The sequence below is a fragment of the Chitinophaga sp. 22308 genome, assembly GCF_052045305.1.
Taxonomy (GTDB): domain Bacteria; phylum Bacteroidota; class Bacteroidia; order Chitinophagales; family Chitinophagaceae; genus Chitinophaga; species Chitinophaga varians_A.
Genome location: NZ_JBQEOP010000003.1, coordinates 466,151 through 481,074 on the forward strand (window position 1 = coordinate 466,151; position 14,924 = coordinate 481,074).

The 14,924-nt window shown below is 46.8% G+C and carries 17 protein-coding genes; 7 read left to right on the forward strand and 10 right to left on the reverse strand.

Annotated elements, in window-relative coordinates; translation table 11 throughout:
• Window positions 1–277: 277 nt before the first annotated feature.
• The 8 genes from ACTJJS_RS13635 to ACTJJS_RS13670 form a co-directional block, all read right to left on the reverse strand.
• On the reverse strand, window positions 278–808 hold the full coding sequence (locus ACTJJS_RS13635; protein ID WP_440664110.1) for an HdeD family acid-resistance protein: 531 nt from the start codon (window positions 806–808) through the stop codon (window positions 278–280).
• Window positions 809–1,620: 812 nt separating this feature from the next.
• Window positions 1,621–3,108 (reverse strand): M28 family peptidase, encoded by a 1,488-nt coding sequence (locus ACTJJS_RS13640; protein WP_440664111.1) that lies wholly within the window; start codon window positions 3,106–3,108, stop codon window positions 1,621–1,623.
• 126 nt (window positions 3,109–3,234) lie between these two features.
• Window positions 3,235–3,696, reverse strand: a complete 462-nt coding sequence (gene rpiB, locus ACTJJS_RS13645) for a ribose 5-phosphate isomerase B (protein WP_168871123.1) — start codon at window positions 3,694–3,696, stop codon at window positions 3,235–3,237.
• 33 nt (window positions 3,697–3,729) lie between these two features.
• Window positions 3,730–4,587 (reverse strand): twin-arginine translocase subunit TatC, encoded by an 858-nt coding sequence (tatC, locus tag ACTJJS_RS13650; RefSeq protein WP_168871122.1) that lies wholly within the window; start codon window positions 4,585–4,587, stop codon window positions 3,730–3,732.
• A 581-nt stretch (window positions 4,588–5,168) separates the two neighbouring features.
• Entirely contained in the window at window positions 5,169–6,434 is a 1,266-nt protein-coding gene (locus tag ACTJJS_RS13655) for a hemolysin family protein (protein ID WP_440664112.1), read from the reverse strand.
• Between the two features lie 42 nt (window positions 6,435–6,476).
• Window positions 6,477–7,046, reverse strand: coding sequence for a guanylate kinase (gmk, locus tag ACTJJS_RS13660; protein ID WP_168871120.1), 570 nt, complete (start codon window positions 7,044–7,046; stop codon window positions 6,477–6,479).
• A 109-nt stretch (window positions 7,047–7,155) separates the two neighbouring features.
• On the reverse strand, window positions 7,156–8,466 hold the full coding sequence (gene murA / locus ACTJJS_RS13665; RefSeq protein ID WP_168807999.1) for a UDP-N-acetylglucosamine 1-carboxyvinyltransferase: 1,311 nt from the start codon (window positions 8,464–8,466) through the stop codon (window positions 7,156–7,158).
• Entirely contained in the window at window positions 8,463–9,176 is a 714-nt protein-coding gene (locus ACTJJS_RS13670) for a DUF4290 domain-containing protein (RefSeq protein ID WP_440664113.1), read from the reverse strand. Before ACTJJS_RS13670 ends, murA begins: the two co-directional genes overlap by 4 nt.
• A 140-nt stretch (window positions 9,177–9,316) precedes the next feature.
• On the opposite strand from ACTJJS_RS13670, the gene ACTJJS_RS13675 reads away from it, so the two are divergent.
• Together ACTJJS_RS13675 and ACTJJS_RS13680 are read left to right on the forward strand one after the other, a co-directional pair.
• Entirely contained in the window at window positions 9,317–10,069 is a 753-nt protein-coding gene (locus ACTJJS_RS13675) for an SDR family NAD(P)-dependent oxidoreductase (protein ID WP_440664114.1), read from the forward strand.
• 156 nt (window positions 10,070–10,225) lie between these two features.
• Window positions 10,226–10,930 (forward strand): alpha/beta fold hydrolase, encoded by a 705-nt coding sequence (locus ACTJJS_RS13680; protein ID WP_440664115.1) that lies wholly within the window; start codon window positions 10,226–10,228, stop codon window positions 10,928–10,930.
• A 2-nt stretch (window positions 10,931–10,932) separates the two neighbouring features.
• Here the strand turns inward: ACTJJS_RS13680 and ACTJJS_RS13685 are convergent, their stop codons facing one another.
• Both ACTJJS_RS13685 and ACTJJS_RS13690 read right to left on the reverse strand, forming a co-directional pair.
• Entirely contained in the window at window positions 10,933–11,862 is a 930-nt protein-coding gene (locus ACTJJS_RS13685; protein ID WP_440664116.1) for a tryptophan 2,3-dioxygenase family protein, read from the reverse strand.
• 65 nt (window positions 11,863–11,927) lie between these two features.
• Complete coding sequence (locus tag ACTJJS_RS13690) at window positions 11,928–12,395, reverse strand: Lrp/AsnC ligand binding domain-containing protein (protein ID WP_029465139.1); 468 nt, start codon at window positions 12,393–12,395, stop codon at window positions 11,928–11,930.
• A gap of 477 nt (window positions 12,396–12,872) precedes the next feature.
• On the opposite strand from ACTJJS_RS13690, the gene trmB reads away from it, so the two are divergent.
• The 5 genes from trmB to ACTJJS_RS13715 all read left to right on the forward strand — a co-directional run bounded on the left by trmB (window position 12,873) and on the right by ACTJJS_RS13715 (window position 14,920).
• On the forward strand, window positions 12,873–13,580 hold the full coding sequence (gene trmB / locus ACTJJS_RS13695) for a tRNA (guanosine(46)-N7)-methyltransferase TrmB (RefSeq protein ID WP_440664118.1): 708 nt from the start codon (window positions 12,873–12,875) through the stop codon (window positions 13,578–13,580).
• On the forward strand, window positions 13,552–13,758 hold the full coding sequence (locus ACTJJS_RS13700; RefSeq protein ID WP_168871114.1) for a DUF5522 domain-containing protein: 207 nt from the start codon (window positions 13,552–13,554) through the stop codon (window positions 13,756–13,758). Before trmB ends, ACTJJS_RS13700 begins: the two co-directional genes overlap by 29 nt.
• Complete coding sequence (locus ACTJJS_RS13705) at window positions 13,682–14,131, forward strand: MGMT family protein (RefSeq protein ID WP_343744709.1); 450 nt, start codon at window positions 13,682–13,684, stop codon at window positions 14,129–14,131. The genes ACTJJS_RS13700 and ACTJJS_RS13705 overlap by 77 nt, the downstream gene beginning before the upstream one ends.
• A gap of 35 nt (window positions 14,132–14,166) precedes the next feature.
• Window positions 14,167–14,610 carry an IPExxxVDY family protein gene (locus tag ACTJJS_RS13710; RefSeq protein WP_168871112.1) on the forward strand — a complete coding sequence of 148 codons (444 nt, stop codon included), beginning with the start codon at window positions 14,167–14,169 and terminating at the stop codon, window positions 14,608–14,610.
• Window positions 14,611–14,689: 79 nt separating this feature from the next.
• Complete coding sequence (locus ACTJJS_RS13715; protein WP_168871111.1) at window positions 14,690–14,920, forward strand: 4a-hydroxytetrahydrobiopterin dehydratase; 231 nt, start codon at window positions 14,690–14,692, stop codon at window positions 14,918–14,920.
• The last annotated feature ends 4 nt before the right edge of the window (window positions 14,921–14,924 follow it).

Here is a 14,924-nt window from a genome sequence, read left to right on the forward strand (position 1 = left end):
TTTTCAAAATAGGCTACAGCATGCTAACCCTTTTGAGGGTCAGGGAGTAAGCGTGCGAAAGTGGGGCAGCAATGGTAGCCACCGGTACTCCGGACCAGTGTACTGCCGGCACCTGTCGGCGGCGGCTCCGCGGCGGTATCAACACCAACGGACAGACGCAGCAACAGGCGCCTCTAACCAGGTGTCCTGATCATCATCGTATAAGCGTTTTAGTTAGAAAATAAGCTTGCATATGGGGATAATTTAGTTGAACAACAACAGGGTCTTCCGTTTCTTATTATTTTTTCCGTAACCGGAACGATAACGATATCAACATGACTCCCGATATCACTGCATAAAAGCCAAACAACCATGTCAGCGTAATAGCAGCCGTTTCGGGGTTAGACAACAGCAGAATGCCGAACAGTATAGACAGCAGTCCGCCCGCGATATACCAACCTTCACCGGTTATTAAAGCTCTTAGCCTGATCGCAATAATGATTTCAAAAATACCGGCCAGCATCGCCCAAAATCCTACCAGAAAAATCAAAGCTGCACCAGTCGCAAAGGGATTGTATAATGTAAGGATGCCTAATACAATACCCATTAAACCGGACAACAGAAATATCCCCCAGTTTTCAGCAGTCCTGCGGGCAGCGATAGCACCTACAACCGCAAAAACGCCGGCGATAAAAAGGTAAGCTCCTAAAAAGACAATCAAAGTGGTGAAGGTAGCCCCCGGCCATACAATAGCCAGCAATCCCAGCACCAGCGCAAATATTCCCCTCAGCAAAAAAATCCACCAATAGGCGCTATAAAAATTACGCATGCGTCCTCGTTTTATAATTTCACAATCAGCCTCCGGCTAAATGAATAGGGTACAAATCGCGTATAAACAACCAGGTATATCTTGAGTTTTCACGGATAAATTATAAAACGATAATAACCTCCCTATGGAATTCCATGACAACAGCAGCGCGGGACTAATGCATACATCCTGCGGGCGTAACAGGTCATCAAAAGAAAGGTGGCAGGTGCTTTCATGATGGTAAATTTATATGGTTATCAAATAGCGGGGCCTAAGTTACCGGTTCAATAAACGATAAGCTTATACACCGCCCTGATACTATAAATACCGACTTCGAACAACAACAGGTTTGTAGAAAATGTTTTAAAGGGTTTTTCCTGACTCTCGAAAAAAATCGTCCATTCACACTCAAATGACACTAGTTACATGCAATCACAAATTCACATAAAATATATGATATATATATCTATTATTTTAAGCTAGGACTCTATACACAATTTATAAAATTTTGTTAAAGAAAACAAAAAAAACTGAACTGTGATGGTCATGACTCCTGCTGATGCGCCTTATTCACGGAGACCACAGCGGGGACTAAAGCCGGAATGAGATAGACAGGAACACTATCAATGCTGACAATACCGGACATAAGGCAATGGACAGATAAAATGACCACCCTGGTAATCATTAAGCCTGTTATATGACAATACCTCATCTCAGAGGTTTAAACGCGTTGTTTTTTCTCTATAAAAAAAGTCTTCATTGATGACCTGCAGGCCATCAATGAAGACTCGTAAACAGTGAGTGATATTATTCGCCGCAGGTAATCGCGGCCATTACAGTTTTGTATCTGTCATCGCAATCTGCCAGGCGGTATAAAAAACCAGCTGCGCTCTCCTGGCCAATAAATCGTAATTGATTTTTTCCACCGTGTCTGTAGGCTGGTGATAATCGGCATGTGTGCCATTGAAATAGAAAATCACCGGAACACCATGACGGGCGAAGTTATAGTGGTCGGAACGATAGTAGAACTGATGCGGGTCATTAGGATCATTAAACTTGTAATCCAGTTTAAAACGAGTGAAGGTATTATTCACCTGCTCACTCAGCGGGCGCAACGCACTGCTGATTTTATCATCCCCGATGATGTAGATATAATTGGTATCCTGCTCATGCTCCGGATCAATACGCCCGATCATATCAATGTTCAGGTCCACAACGGTTTGGGCCAGCGGATATATCGGATTTGACGTATAATAGTCAGATCCCAGCAGTCCCTTTTCTTCACCGGAAACAGTCATAAACACTATGCTTCTGCGGGGCCGGCGGCCTTCACGGGCAGCCTTTCCGAAGGCTTTTGCCATTTCTATCACGGCCGTGGTCCCTGAACCATCATCATCTGCGCCATAATTGATTTTGCCGTTTACAATACCCAGATGATCATAATGCGCGGTAATAAATACCAGCTCATCTTTTTTGTCTGTTCCTTCAAGATACCCCAGCACATTGGACGGCCGGAGGGTAAGATCTTTTTTCTCAAAACGGACCTGCAGCGCTTGTGGTGCCGCAACAGGCAACAACCCTCTCTCGGCCTGCACACTGTCACGTCCCATAATGGCGCCCGCCATCACCGGCGTGATATAATAAACGCCCGGTCTGCTGCTGGTATCGCGTTTTTTGTAGATGTCTGTTTTGCGGAGATATTCCTGGTCCAGCAACCGGAACCGATTAGCACTTCTGCTAATTACCAGCAAGGCAGTGGCACCACGAAAAGCTGCTACAGCTGCCTTTTCCGAGGGATTGGCTTTTTCACGCGGCATACCGGCAGGCACACCTTCCCGCACCATTACAATTTTACCTTTCACATCCAGGCCTTTATAGTCGTTGCGTTCGGGAGTAACGATGCCGTAACCGGCAAATACCACTCCGGCATCCAGAGTGGCGTTCGGTGTTTCCTGCACATTGGCGTAGAAGTCAGTGCCGAAATGGAAAGTACGGTCTCCGGCAGTAATAATACCCGTTTCCAGGCTATCGCGATACAGCGGATAATGCTGCTCCCATTGCCCGTTAGCACCGGGTTGCAGCCCTGCTGCCCTGAACTGTGACAGGATGTAGGCAGCAGCGCGCTCCTGCCCGCGCGTACCGGTTTCCCTTCCTTCCATCTCTTCTCCGGCAATAATGGCCAGTTGCGCTTTCGTTGATGCCGGCGTAATAGTGGCGCCATACCGCAGGGCGGTGGCTTTTTCAAAGACTAACGGGGATTTCCCTTGTGCGAATACAGTGGACAGTGAAAAGATACATACTGCCGTAGCTAACAATCTCATGAACTGTTTTTTGGTGAAACCGGGTACCGGCCTATAAAAAAAGAGCCGGATTTTCATCCGGCTCTTTAAGTTACAAATATTATGAAAAGGTGTTGGCCATCCTTAGTGGGGAATGGTCAAAAACCATTACAGACAAGCCATTTTGCTGACACGGTTCTGGTGACGGCCGCCTTCAAACGGCGTATCGATAAATACGTCCACCATCTGGTTGGCCACGGCTACGTCCACAAAACGGGCAGGAATGCACAATACGTTTGCATTGTTATGGGAGCGCGCCAGCCTGGACAGCTCTTCACCCCAGCAGATAGCGGCGCGGATGCCCTGGTGTTTATTGGCCGTGATGGCCACTCCGTTGGCACTGCCGCAGATCAGGATACCAAACGCTGCCAGTCCTCTTTCAACGGCTGTAGATACCGGATGGGCGTAGTCAGGATAATCCACCGAATCTTTGGTATGTGTGCCAAAATCTTTTACTGTCAGGCCTTTTGCTTCCAGATAGGAGATCACTTCTTCTTTGTATTCAAATCCGGCGTGGTCTGATCCGATGGCTACAGGCAAAGTAGTGTCAAAGGTAGTATGTTGTTGCATAGCGTTACTGTTTACGGTTAATAGTATCCACTGTTAAGACCATTCCTGCACTTCCTGTTTCCGCTCTACTGCTTCTCTGTCACGGAGCGCTTTTTTGGATATAAAGATACTGATTTCGTAAAGACAGTATAACGGCGTGAACACAATAAGCTGGTCTATCAGGTCGGGCGGAGTAATGATAGCCGCCAGGATGAGAATAACCACGATGGCGTGCCTTCTGTAGGCTTTCAGGAAGTCTGGTGTCAGAATGCCCAGTTTGGTCAGGAAAAACACCAATATCGGCAATTCAAACAGTATGCCCATGCCTAGTACGATCTGTGTCATCAGATCAAAATAGTCATCAATAAAGAACTGGTTGACCGCCTTTTCTGTGACCGTGTAAGACGCCAGGAAGTTGATGGTAAAAGGCGCCATCAGGAAATAGGCGAAACAGATACCGAGGAAAAACTGGAAAGACACCCAGAAAATAGCGCCCCTGGCGCCTTTCAGCTCCTTCTCCTTCAGCGCGGGTTTTACAAAGCGCCAGAACTCCCAGAAAATATAAGGGAAGGCACATATAAAACCGATCATAAAAGCCAGTTTGAACTGGAGCATGATCTGGCCTACCATCTTGTAGTTCAGGAACTGTACTTTCACCGGTGTAATACAAAGTTTATCACCCATGCCCACCAGATGGCCCAGTTTACATAAAGCAATGTAGGAGGGGAAGTTAGCATTGGTAGGACCAAATATCACATTGTCCAGGATCTCCTGGGTATAAACAAACCCAAATATACTGAACGCCACTAGTGCCAATGCTGATCTTACGAGGTGCCAGCGGAGATCTTCCAGGTGATCAAAAAAAGACATCTCTGCCTTGTCCTCATTATTGGAAAAAAGTTTCTTTAACATGATACGATCGATCGAAGTTGAATATTTCTTCTACAGGAGCACAAATATAGCGGATGAAGACTAGAATTTACAGCACAGGCTTGAATAAAGTATGCGGTTTTAATAGTCTTTTAAGAAGAAGGAGAAGTACAACGATGTGATGTTGTGGGAGATAGCGGGCTTTGAGTAGGTACAAAAAAAAGAGCCAGCCCGAGAAGAATCAAGAGCCGGCCTTTCATCCATTGTTTGTTAACCCCAAAAAAGTTGAATTCGAGAATGTCTTTTGCTTCCAGTTCAGCTACTTACCTAATTGATGGCAAGCGTTCAGAATAAGTAAGAATCACTGGTCGCTTTTATTTTGTAATACAAAAATAACAAGAATTATTTTATTATCAATGTTGGAACACTTTTTTTACAACCTTTTAACAAAAATCAAATCATTGTGTTACATCATCTACAGCAAATGTATACAATCCGTGTTAAATTCCTACTACTTTTTTTAAAAACGTTTTAGCAAAATTGTTATTATACCGTTAATACAGACATTATAAAAAATTTTATATCATATAAACATCGTATAACACCTGCTGAAAAACGGCTTTTTATCCCAGTATTTTCATCTTCACCATTTCAATCCGTGTATCCGTAACGTTCAGTATATCAAACTCATAGTCTCCGATAATGATACGTTCTTTGATCTTCGGGATGGTTTCATGATGATTGATGATGTAACCGGACAATGTTTCACTTTCATCTTCCGGAAAATCGAGACTATATTTTTCATTTAAGTAATCTAGCTCCAATCTGCCTGAAAAAATATACTCTTTCTCTGCGATCTGTTTTTCCACGAACTCTTCTTCATCGTGTTCATCTTTTATTTCCCCGAAAATTTCTTCGAGTACGTCTTCGATAGTGACGATACCGGCGGTGCCGCCAAACTCATCCACCACCCATGCTATGCTCTTGCGTTCCTTATTGAACTTGCTCAGCAGGTCGATGGCGCTCATAGTCTCTGGTACGGCCAATATCGGATGAATGATGCTTTCAATGTTCTGTGGATTTTTGAACATATCCAGCTGATGAATATATCCGAGAATATTATCGATGGTAGTATCATAGATAATGATCTTGGACAGTTTTGTTTCCATGAATTTTTTCCGGGCGTCGATGATCGGGCTTTTAATATCGAGCGCTTCGATTTCTTTACGCGGGATCAGGCAGCCACGGATTTTTACATGTGCCAGTGAAAGTGCGTTTTCAAACAGTTCAGTGTTCAGCTCCTGGTTTTCTCCCACGTGTTGTTGCGATTGCCGGATGAAGTGCTCTACATCCACACGGGTAAAGGATTCCCGCGTTTCAAGGATACGTACGTTGAAAAGATATTTCAACATCCATTCAGAGATAGATACCAGCAGATTGCCGATAATATACAGTGGCTTGGCCACGATGGAAATAGGCAATGCAAAAAAGCTCAGCAGCGCTTCAGGGCGTGAGCGGAAAATAGCCCGGGGAACAAAAAACCCAAGAAACAACATGGCCAGTGATGCCAGTAATATTTCCAGGAAAATTACCAGCGGCATGGGCACGTTGTCCGGCGTAGCGGTGCTTGCCTGCCATACAGGCTGGAAGAAGCCCGCCAGCAGGATGCTGTAGATCACCACGGTGATAGTAAGCCCAACAAGGCTGGTAGCCAGAAAACGGCTGGGGTGCTCGGTAAAACCGGCCAGTATTTTGCCGGTAGCTCTCCCCTGCTTTCTTTTGAGCTCAATGCTGAGTTTATTCACATTGGCAAAGGCAGCTTCGATGCCCGCAAAGAAGCCTGCCAGCAGTAAGAGAGAAACTAGAATTATAATTGTGTATCCGTCCATCCTAACAAAAATAATGAATTAGGTACACCAACGATCACCCTGCTATTTTATATTTAAAAATTCCTGTACCAGGTTTTTCACTTCTTCGTATGCGCGTTCCAGTTCATCGTTGACAACAATCTTATCAAACTCATGAGCGAACGACAGTTCATACTGTGCTTTAGCCAGCCGTTCGTCGATAGATGCCTGTGTTTCCGTACCCCTGTCACTGAGACGTTCCCGCAGCGCGTCGATGGATGGCGGTTGAATAAAGATCGTCAGGGCTTTATCGTGGTAGTGTTCTTTAATAGAGAGTGCGCCTTTTACGTCGATGTCAACCATCGGTATCCGGTCGTTGGTCCAGATGCGTTCCAGTTCGCTTTTCAGGGTGCCGTAGTATTTGCCGGCATACACCATTTCATACTCTGCGAAAGCATTTTCATCTATTTTGGTGTGGAACTCTTCAGTGGTCATGAAATAATAGTCCCTTCCGTTCACTTCGCCGGCGCGGGCCGTGCGGGTGGCGGCAGATATAGAAAAGGCCAGTACAGGCATGCTGGCCAGCAGTTTCTTTACGATGGTGGTTTTACCCGCTCCGGAGGGGGCGGTGATAATGATGATCTTTTTTTCCATTATGCTAATAAAAAATCGAAAGGTGGCGGTGTCATTCAAATGCAAAACCCAAAATCCGGCAAAAGGTTGTCCGGAATTTGGGTTTTGAGGTAATATTAACCGTTTGTTTTTATACGCGCTTGATATCGGCTCCCAGGTTTCTCAACCGTTCGTCGATGTACTGGTAACCACGGTCTATCTGGTCGATGTTCTGGATAGTGCTCTTTCCTTCTGCGCTGAGGGCAGCGATCAGGAGCGACACGCCGGCACGGATGTCCGGGGAAGACATGGTGATGCCACGCAGCGGGTGCTGGCGGCCCAGGCCTATTACCACGGCACGGTGCGGATCGCACAGTACGATCTGTGCGCCCATGTCAATGAGCTTGTCTACGAAGAACAGGCGGCTCTCGAACATTTTCTGATGGATCATCACGCTGCCTTTGGCTTGTGTGGCCACTACCAGCACGATGCTGAGCAGGTCGGGCGTAAAACCAGGCCATGGATGGTCTGCAATGGTAAGGATAGAGCCGTCCAGGAACGTCTGTATTTCATACGTTTCCTGGGAAGGAATATAAATGTCGTTGCCTTTGATTTCCAGTTGAATGCCCAGGGAGCGGAATTTCTCGGGGATGATGCCCAGGCTTTCCACACCGGCATTTTTGATGGTCAATTCACTCTGCGTCATGGCAGCGAGACCGATGAACGACCCTATTTCGATCATGTCCGGCAGCATGGTATGCTGACAGCCGCCGAGGCTGGTCACCCCTTCGATGGTCAGCAGGTTGGAACCTACGCCGCTGATGCGGGCGCCCATGCTGTTGAGCATTTTGCAAAGCTGCTGCAGATAAGGTTCGCAGGCAGCATTGTAGATGGTGGTGGTGCCCTGCGCCAGTACAGCAGCCATTACGATGTTGGCGGTACCGGTCACGCTGGGCTCGTCCAGCAGCATATAAGTGCCTTTCAGGCCACCGGGGGCTTCGAGGCGGAAATAATTATCGTCAGATTCGTAGTTAAAACGTGCGCCCAGTTTCTCAAAACCGATGATGTGCGTGTCCAGGCGGCGGCGGCCAATTTTATCGCCTCCCGGCTTCGGGATCAGCGCTTTGCCAAACCTTGCCAGCAGCGGACCGGCAATCATCACGGAGCCACGCAGCCTACCGGATTTTTTTTTGAAATCGGCACCCTGCAGATAGGCCAGGTCGATATCATCTGCCTGAAACTCACATTTGTCGCGGCTGATACGGTTTACTTTTACACCGGCATCACCGAGCAGCTCTATCAGCAAATTGACATCTACTATATCGGGAATATTGTGAATGGTGACTTTCTCTGAAGTCAGCATCACTGCACTGATGATCTGTAAAGCCTCGTTTTTGGCACCCTGCGGTATAATTTCACCTTTGAGACGGTTGCCTCCTCTTACTTCAAAAGCACTGCTCACTTGTTCCTGTTTTTGTTGTATTTGTTATTGTGCTTGTTATTATTTTTTCCTCCGCCGCTGTTGCTTTTGAACTGTTTGTTCTGCTGGAAGTTTTTACGTTTGTTGGAACGGAAGTGATCTCCACCGCTGCCGGTATTGCCACCCAGGTTGAAGCTGGGCGTCTGGGCAGATGAAGTGGAGGCGCTGCTGCCGCCGGTCTGGAACTCCAGCTCACCGTTGGTGATAGCTGCCAGTTCCGCCTTGATAGCGTCATCGTGCACACTTTCTTTATGCCAGTTGGAATAGGCCAGTTTCATGTAGTTGCCGATGCACTGGGTAAAACCTTCTTTTTTCTCAGTATTATCTTCATGCAGGGCTTTGTCGATCACCATCTCCAGGTTTTTACCGAAGTGACGGTTGCGCGGGTATTTTTTGGGATAAGGCAAACGGTCCGGTTTTGCCCGCAAAGCTTCCTGTGTAGGCACCGGATAAGGTGATTCCACTTTCAGGGTGAAGCCGGATATATTGAATATGTGGTCCCATAATTTATGCCTGAAGTCTTCCACATTCCTCAGGTGCGGATTCAGCGTACCCATTAATTCTATCACCGCCATCGCATTGCGCTGGCGCTCCTCGTCATCCTCTATGGTCCCCAGGAATTCCACCATTTTCTGGATATTCCGGCCATATTCCTTCATTATCAGGTAATTACGCGTGGTATTATATTCCATTATATGTATTTAAAAGTATTATTGATGTAGGAACATCTTAAAGTGAAGATAGTAAAGTGACAACATCCTTGCAAAAATAACAAAAAAATACGAGGAACATTTAACACGGCAGCATTGTTAAGAGAGCTAAAACGACAGTTATGGAACTTCTGAAAGACAAGGTGGCATTGGTAACAGGTGGCGGCTCAGGTATTGGCCGCAGCGTAGCTGAGCTATATGCCCGCCACGGCGCCAGCGTGATAGTCAGCGATATTGATGAACGGGGCGGACAAGCCGTGGTGGAAGAAATAACGCGTGCCGGCGGCAAAGCGTTTTTCGTAAAGGCCGACGTGAGCAAAGCGGCAGACAATGAGCAGCTGGTGGCTGCCACCATCAAAGAGTACGGCAAACTGGACATCGCCTGCAACAATGCGGGCATCGGCGGCGAATCTGCCTCCATCGGTAGTTACAAGCTCACGGAATGGGAAAAAGTGATCGGTATTAACCTCAACGGTGTGTTTTACGGTATGCGGTACCAGTTGCCCGTCATGGAAAAAGCAGGCAGCGGCGTCATCGTGAACATGGCCTCTATCCTGGGCACGGCAGGTTTCGCAGGTTCCTGTGCCTACGTTGCCGCCAAACATGCGGTAGTAGGCCTTACCAAGACCGCCGCGCTTGAATATTCTGCCAAAGGCATTCGTGTCAATGCCGTAGGCCCCGGATTTATTGAAACACCTTTATTAACCAAACATCTGAGCCAGCAGGCGATGCAGGCATTGGTAGGTTTGCACCCCATAGGCCGGTTAGGCAAGCCGGAGGAAGTGGCGGAACTCGTATTATGGCTAAGCGCTCCCCTCTCTTCCTTCGTAACCGGTGGTTATTACCCGGTAGACGGGGCATACCTGGCTCAGTGATTTAGAAATGCTGGAATTTGGATATTTAGTTATTTGACCGGTATTTGTTTTAGGTGTTTTGTTGTAAAGCGTTTGTTTTTAAAGAGATTTTCCTTTAAATAGCAATCTGTTAATAACAAGACCTCCGGATAAATAACTAAATATCAAAATTTCAAAATGTACAAGTCCCCTCTTCTGCTACTGCACGGCGCCCTCGGCGCTGCCACACAGTTCAAAACGCTGGCAGAGCAACTGGAACCCTACTTCGATGTCCATACCATCAATTTCAGCGGCCACGGCCCGGTGCCTTTTTCAGCCAACGGCTTTAATATACAGGTGTTCGCCGCTGAGGTGCTGGAATACCTCGATCAGCACCAGCTTGACTTTGTACACATCTTTGGATACAGCATGGGAGGCTATGTGGCCATGTACCTGGCCCGGCATTATCCGGAAAAAATAGGCAGGGTGATGACGCTGGCCACCAAATACAACTGGAACGAAGCCACCGCCGGCAAAGAGGTCAAACAATTAAACCCGGCGCTGATAGCCGAAAAAGTACCCGGTTTTGCCAAACTGCTGGAGGAAAGACATACCCCCAACGACTGGAAAGAGGTGGTGACACGGACGGCACAGCTGATTGAAGACCTGGGCCACCAGTCATTGCTGAAGGCACAGGACTACGCACAGGTGGCATCTCCCTGTATGCTGATGATGGGAGACAGGGACAACATGGTATCTTTCACGGAAACGATAGAGGTATACCGGTCCTTGCCGGAAGCGCAGATGACTATTTTACCTGATACGGCACATCCGCTGGAAAAAGCAGATGTACCGTTGCTGGCATATTATATCAAAAGATTCACTACACAGAAAATAGGCTGAGGTTATTCACCCATCGCCAGTTTGCCCCAGTTATTCAGTTCATCTTCCGTCCACAGTTCCGGGAAAAATATAATGCGTTTGTTTTTCGGAGGCAGGAACTGTTGCCAGTTGGTCCCTCCCGTAGCAGCAATATCTTCCGGTTTTTTATGCAGGTACCTGACAGCTGATTTATAGTGCATCAGGGGCCATCTTACGTTGATGTTCAGGTCATACTCCTTCAACAGGGGGATAACGATAGCCTTTTCGGCCTCCGGCAGTTGCTGATAGGCAGCCTGGATATTGGATTGCTCATATCGCGTAGCCAGTTGCAGGAAGGGGCCCATATATTTTTTCTCAAACTGCTGCAGGGTCAGGGTTTTCTTGCCAGTGGCCAGTTCGGTGGCGCCGCTTCTCCAGTAAATGCTGTCCAGTATCGTTTTCAGGTCCGCCTTTTCCACGGCTGGGCGCTGGGGTTCGTATACCAGGTTAGACAGCCGGGTGGAACATATCTCGATCATCCTGAACTGTCCGCTCTGGAAGCCACTGGCCGGTAATAGTGCCATCCTGAACTGCAGGAACTGGTCCTTGTCCATCCCGTCAACCATGATCTCAAAAGAGTTGATCAGGTTGCGGAAATAGTTATTGATCCGTTTTAACTGTGTGGTGAACACAGTCGCGGTCCGCTCCGGCGCAAAGCTGATCTGTTCGATCGCCTGTAGCGTCAGTTTAAAATACAATTCCGTTATCTGGTGATAAATGATGAAGATGTTTTCATCCGGAATCGGCGTGCGCGGATGTTGCAGATTCAGCAACACATCCAGTTGGATATAATCCCAGTATGTCAGATAGTCCGCATATAGCAGCCCGTCAAGATAGGAAGACAGGTTCTGCCCCATGGCGGCATATTTTTCCTCCAGCCGTTTTATTTTATCGGCAATTTCTGTTGTAACCATTGGCGGAAATTAATCATTCCGGATGAAAAAGCAACTGCGGCTATTCCCGGTCCGGCCTGCCTTAATTATTCCACCACGTTGATAGTGCGGTAAAAACTTTCTTCGAGAGAGATGAGGGTTTCTGTTCTTTCGATTCCTTTTATTTTCTGTAATTCATCGTGGAGGATACGGCGTAACTGGGTAATATCTTTACAGATGATTTCAGCGAACATGCTATAGCTGCCGGTGGTATAGTTGAGGCGCACCATTTCCGGGATTTTACGCAATTCTTTGGCTACAGTATCATACATAGAGCTTTTTTCCAGGTAAATACCGATAAAGGCAATTACATCATAGCCGATCATTTTCAAATCTACATGTAATTTAGTACCTTTAACTATACCCAGTTCTTGCAATTTCTTCATTCTCACATGAATAGTGCCGCCGGAAACGAACAGTTTCTTCCCCAGATCGGCGTAGGAGATCTCAGCATTGTTCATCATTTCGCTGATAATCTGCAAATCGAGTTTGTCAATATTCAAATTGTGGCTCATTTTTACAATTTGTTTTTGAATGTTTTAAAGTTATATGCAAATATTTAAAAAATATCGAAAATTCAAAAATTTTTCTTAAAAAATTTGCAAAGAATCGCCCGCGTCTTTAGATTTGCATTATAATCATTACGAAATAAGCCACCGGAAAGAACGTGACAGTAATGATAATAAAAATTGTGGGATGATGAAACTGGCAGACATGCCCCCTTGTCTCGGGGGTGGGGAGCTCGGGATAAACGTAGCATAAATGGGTTGACCACTAATCTTAATTGTGCTATGGCTAACTGCCCCGTGGAGGTTCGACTCCTCCTCCTACAGCCAAATTGGTTTAAAGAGCTCGTGAGCCTATGGCCCATGGGCTTTTTTCATTTTAACATTTGACTATTTTGAAATTTGTTTATTAGTAGGTCCTTCTGAACCTAATAGCTAAATAACCAAATGGCTAAATAAAAAAATAACGTGGTATTTTTGCGCCCAATGGGACAGAAAAAACTACAACGCTTTGCTGAAATTGAGACCTTCCCCAACGTATTGATATACCCGGAAGGCATGCAGGGAAAATGGAACGAATACTTTAAAAACAACCATCCGGTCACTCTGGAACTGGCCTGTGGCAAAGGGGACTATACCCTTGGAATGGGCCGCCTGTTTAAAGACCAGAACTTCATCGGGGTAGACCTGAAAGGCAACCGCATCTGGAGAGGCGCTAAAACCGCCCTTGATGAGTCACTCAATAATGTGGCATTCCTTCGTACACAGATCGAGAAACTGGACAATTATTTTGCGCCCGGAGAGATCAGGGACATCTGGATCACCTTCCCCGATCCTTTTCTCCGTAAATCCAAAGCCAAAAAAAGACTGACCCATCCGCGGTTCCTGCAGTTGTACCAGCCGCTGCTGGCAACAGGCGCTACCATCAACCTGAAAACAGACTCACCGGAATTATATGCCTTCACGCAGGAAGTGATCGCCGCTGCCGGCCTCACCCTTATTGAAGACATCCCGGACGTGTACGCCCTGCCGGAAGTACCGGCACTGCTGAAAATACAGACCTACTACGAAGGTATGCACCTGGCAGACGGCCGCACTATCCGCTACCTGAAATTCCGGCTGCCGGACACACCGCTGAACTGGCGCACCATAAAACTGCCTTCCGATGAAGCAACCGTTGGTGGAGAAGATTGATTTTTATTATAACGCGGAGGGTTATATGGTATTTACCGAAAAATATCACCTGGACCGGGGCTACTGCTGTGGCAACGGCTGTAAACATTGTCCATTTTCATATGAAAAAGTACCCGAACCCAAAAAGTCCATCCTCCTCGAAAAACGCCGCAACGAAGGAAAAGACGGACAGTCCTAAGCCCGTCTCTTTCTTCGATGTGGTGTATAAAATAGCCCGTAAAATACCGAAGGGCCGTGTAACCACCTACGGCGCCATCGCCGAAGCAGCCGATATCAAACTGACGCCCCGCATGGTGGGATGGGCCATGAATGGCGCCGGCAACGCCAAACCGGCCGTGCCCGCCCATCGGGTGGTGAACCGTAACGGCGAACTCAGCGGCCGCCAATTCTTTGCCACCCCTACCCTCATGCAGGAACTGCTGGAACAGGAAGGCGTCACCATCAAAAATGATAAGGTCAGCGACTTTAAAACAGTATTCTGGGACCCGGGCAAAACCAAAGCTGCCACCGCTGGCAAAGCCGTCAAACAAGCTGTCAAAAAGAAAGCCTGAGCACTAATTCCCCCAAATCACCTTATTTTTATATTATGTCGATACTTAAATTAAAACTGGACCAGGAACAGTTGGTAGAGGATTTCTTTGAAAACACCCACCTGATCGGTATCGCCTCTACCGCCCGTGACTACCAGCTCTGTTGGCAGATCAACCGGCAACTGCATACCAATTTCCGGGTCAACAATCTGCTGGAGATCACCCTTTCCAAGAAAAACAGGTCGTTCCATTTTACTGTGATGGAGTTCCATGAGGCGACCAACTCCGTATCCCACTATTTTTATAACAACCATTGCCAGGCTGAGTTCCTGCTCCCTGAGCTCAAACACATTCACTTCCTCTGGATGATCAAAGGCGACTATTACCAGGCTGATGATATTAAAAAATTATTGGAACAATTACGCCTTGTTCCCCTTGTACAATTAGTATCTTTACTGGATACAAGGGAGATCAAAAATAAAATGAACCTCATTTTCTAAGACAGGAAGGCAACCAACAGCTATATTTTGACCAGTAACCTAGTGAATTGCCGCATTTTCACCTTTAAACACTTGCTGTATGTGGGAAGAAAAAGACAATCAACTGCACCGGGCTTTTACCTTTAAAGATTTCCGGGAGGCATTCGGGTTTATGGCCAGAGTGGCGCTGGTCGCAGAAAAAATGGACCACCATCCCTACTGGACCAATGTCTATAACAAAGTGGACATCTACCTCAGTACACACGACGCAGGCAATGTGGTAACTGACAAAGACCGCGCGCTGGCAAAAGCTATCGATCAATTATTATAATTAA